Annotated in this window: 1 protein-coding gene; it reads left to right on the forward strand. The window is 53.2% G+C overall.

The features are described 5' to 3' along the window. Positions 1–476: 476 nt before the first annotated feature. The coding region (locus WBG04_RS09720) for an immunoglobulin domain-containing protein (RefSeq protein WP_424314217.1) at positions 477–4,116 on the forward strand (3,640 nt) is incomplete at its 3' end.

The following is a 4,116-nucleotide window of genomic DNA, read 5'->3' on the forward strand; positions in this document are numbered from 1 at the left end:
CCAGCTTTTCGGCAGCGGCTGCCTGGAAACTGGACGGGACCAAGGGCTCGATCAACAAGGTGAAGCTATTGGACAATGGCCAATTTGCCGTGGTGGGTGAATTCCGAACGCTTGGGAGTCACACCACCCGCAATGTGGGCCGACTGAATAGCGATGGTAGCGTCGACACCAGCGTCGTCGGAAATATTGGGAATATTCCCACGGATGTTCATGTCTGGCCTGACAACAGCCACTACTATGGATCCTCGTCCATTCAGATACTTGGCGAATTCGGGAATGGTGATATTGCGACCCGCTCTGGGGGCGAGAGACGCATAACTCCGTCTGGAACAACACTGGGTCTTTACCCACCGAATGGACTGAACTATCCATCAACGGCTGGAATAACAAAGATTCTTCCGAGGTCCGACGGCGGCTCAATTTGGCTTGGGGACATGCGGGAATTCTATTTATCCACTCCCAAAGATGGCTCTACCATGCTTCGTGTGGATAGCAATGGAAACCTCGAGTATGCTCATTACTGGCTACGAAATGGAGCCGTAGATGATATCGCTTTCGAATCCACAGGATCGTTTGTTCTAAAAGGCTCTTTCACACAAGCAACCACCAACAGTTCGATCATCGACCAGAAGTATGTCGCCAGGTTTGATGCGAATGGCGCTTTGGACCAAAGCTACCGACCGAAGTTCGATATCTCTCCCACTGAAATCGAAGCGACTGGTGATGACGGGCTTCTGGCTCTAGGCCGGTTCACCACCCTGAATGATGAGCCTGTGGGTACGTTTCTCAAGCTAGATTCCAACGGGGCACTGGTTGAGGAGATCGAACCAGAGCTGAAATTGCCTGGCCGGATTGACGCCTTCGCAATCGCTGATGACGATAGCGCATGGATGATTGGTGCAATCGATGAAGTCGGAGGCAGCAGGGTTGGCAGCAACCAGATTCTTCGACTCGACTTGAATGGGCAGTTGGTCGAGGGATTTACCCCACTCGCACTCGAAGGCTATGTCGATATTCGGTGCCTTGAACCACTTGCCGGTGGAGGTGCTTTGGTTGGCGGACGTCTCGCGATCAACGGTCTCGTCAATCTGATCAAGGTCAACCCTGACGGCTCCTTGGATACCTCTTTTGCCCCCAATCCCGACAACCGAGTCGAGCGGTTGCTGGAACTGCAGGATGGGTCGATTCTCATTGCCGGGATCTTCAACAATGTGGATGGCTCACCGGCAGAGGATTTCGCAAAGCTGGACGCCAATGGCGACATCGATCCTAACTTCGTGAACGCACTGAACACATTGCCTTATGACTTCGTTCAGCAGGATGCCGATTCCGTGATCATGGTCGGAACCTTCTCCGGAAGAATCGCCCGGATCAATCTGGATGGCACAAAGGACACCACCTTCCCTGGTCTATCCATCTACAGCGCTCCAACCCAGACCTTCATCGACATCAATGCCAACGGCGATCTTTTCGTCGCAGGCAGCGGAAAAGTCTACAGATTGAACCCTGAAGGCGCCCTCCGAGGCAGCTATGATATCAGGAACATGGGCGGATCTTATGTAGATCCTAATACATTTCTGCTCATTGACGATCGGATCTTCTCATTTGATCTCGATTATAACGGTAGCCCGCTTTTAACCGTTGGCACTGCCGGGAGTCCTTTTTACAGTTTTAGTGAAATATTTGATGAACAGAACCCTTCGGGCACCGTCAAATTTCTGGATGTCGATTCCAGCGGTCGCATTCATCTGGCCGGTGATTTCCTCTCTGTTGGCGGCGTGGCAACCGGTTCCTGGGCACGGATGCAGCTAGTACCTCCCGCAATCGCTACTCAGCCGATCAGCCAGAACGCTCTTCCAGGTGGGAACGTGACTTTGACGGTCGAAGTCGATAGCGAGAGCCCGGTGACCTATCAGTGGTATAGGAATGGAAGCTCAACCAATTCTTCAGGAAACAGGACAGACACACTCACGCTGAGTAATATCAGCACCGGCGCTTTAGGCGAGTATACCGTCGTTGTTTCCAATATTGGAGGAAGCGTCACCAGCGACGTTGCAACAGTTGCCTTCCCCCCACCCAACATATCGGATCAAACACGCTTTATTGAAGCGGACGACAATGGTGACGCAACTCTGTCGGTTACCGCAACTGGCCTGGGGGCGCTCACCTACCAGTGGTTTGTTGGAGAAAGAGGAAACACCAATGAGCCTTTTGGAGACAGCAGCAGCGATCAATCGGTCAATGTAACCGGGGTGTCCAACTTCTGGGTGCGCGTGAGCAACGCTTACGGGGCGACTGACAGCCAAACGATGACAGTCGTCCCCAAAACGCCACCAACCTTCACCCAACATCCGCAGTCTGCAACGGTTTCCTATGGACGAAATGCGATCCTGAGTATCGATTATGAGGGGTCCGAGCCGATTTCCGTCGAATGGCGCAAAGATGGCGAAGTGATCAATGGGATTACCGGGAGGAGCTATTCAATCACCAATGCTGATCATTCTGACGCGAGAAGCTATGAGGTCTACCTCAGTTCAGCTTACGGCAACGCGATCAGCAACCCCGCTATCATCACCATTGATCCCGCGCCATCGCTGGGAGCGCCGGCCGGAAACAGGGAAGCGGTCGAGGGTAACGAGGTGACCTTGCAAGTTCAGGCCTTCGGAGAACCCCCTTTATCATACAAATGGTATCGCAATGACGTATTGCTTCCAGATGCAACCGGATCCGCACTGCTTCTGGCATCGGTCTCACTTGCGGATGCGGGCACTTACCGAGTGGAGGTCAGCAACCCGGATGGACTTGTCACGGATACTTTCGAGCTCATGGTAAACACACCTCCTGTCATCGAGGAGATCACGGCAGTAGCGTATGCTCCGACTGGAGGCACGGCGCAATTTGGCGTCTCGGCTAGCGGATCATCCCCTTATACCTATCAATGGTATCGTGGCTTGCCTGGTGACACATCAAACCCTGTCGGAAATGATGGCTCAATATTCGTTACCGGGGTGTTAAGTGCGGATGAGAATTACCATGTCGTGGTTAGCAATGCATATGGCAGTGTCACAAGTGAGGGTTTGCAGGCCATCGTGGGCGCCCCTCCTGCAATCCTGACGACTTTCACGGACCTGCCGATGGTGATTGGTGAGGAGTTCAGGCTGGAAGCAGAGATCACTGGCGATGGCAATCTGAGTTATAGCTGGTTTCGAAATGGCACCTTCGCTGACAATGACTACACGGGTTCTGAGGCCGTCCTTCTTATCGAGAACGTTCAAGATTTTCATGAGGGAAACTACTATTTCCAGGCCTCGAATGAATTCGGCACTGCCATTTCCGAGCCCTTCAGGCTCTCAGCGGTCCTCAAGCCCGCTGTTTCTCAAGTCCCTGTCAACCCGAGTGTTCCCGAAGGAGATGACTACACTCTCAGCATGGTAATCGAAGGCACGGAACCCCTTTCCTATCAGTGGTATCTCAATGAAAGTGAGATTGATGGAGCAACCAATCCGACTTTGTTGTTGCCCTCAGTCACTCTATCCGATGAGGGGGAATATTCGCTTACGGTTACGAATGACTATGGTGTGGCGCAGAGCGGATCGATTGCATTTTCCGTCGAAGCTCCGGCGGCAGTTGCACTCTCTCCGGAAAGTGTCCAGATTCTCAGCGGCACCAGCACCACTCTTGCGGCAACAACTTATGGCAGCCCCACGCTGACGAACCAGTGGTATGAGGGCAGCCTTGGCGATACTTCATCTCCGGTCGGGATCGACAGCCCTGTTCTAACGACTCCCGTGTTGACCGAGTCAACCAGCTATTGGCTCAGGGTCTCCAATGAGTTTGGCAGCGATGACTCAGATCTTGTCAACGTGACAATCGTCTATCCACCCGAAATCACGAGTCAGGTCCCTTCCACCGAGGTCCTTGCCGGCACGGAAGTCGTTTTTGATGTGGGTGTCACCGGAACAGAGCCTCTCACCTACTCATGGAAGAAGGATGGCAGCCCCTTTGGAGCCGCAAACTCGAGTTCATTGGATCTGGGGTCCGTTTCGGAAGACGACGAGGGATCGTATCAACTCTTCGTGTCGAACGCCTATGGCGAGGCCGAAAGTGACCCGATCC

Origin of the sequence: Haloferula sp. (assembly GCF_049672945.1) — a bacterium.
GTDB lineage: Bacteria > Verrucomicrobiota > Verrucomicrobiia > Verrucomicrobiales > Akkermansiaceae > Haloferula.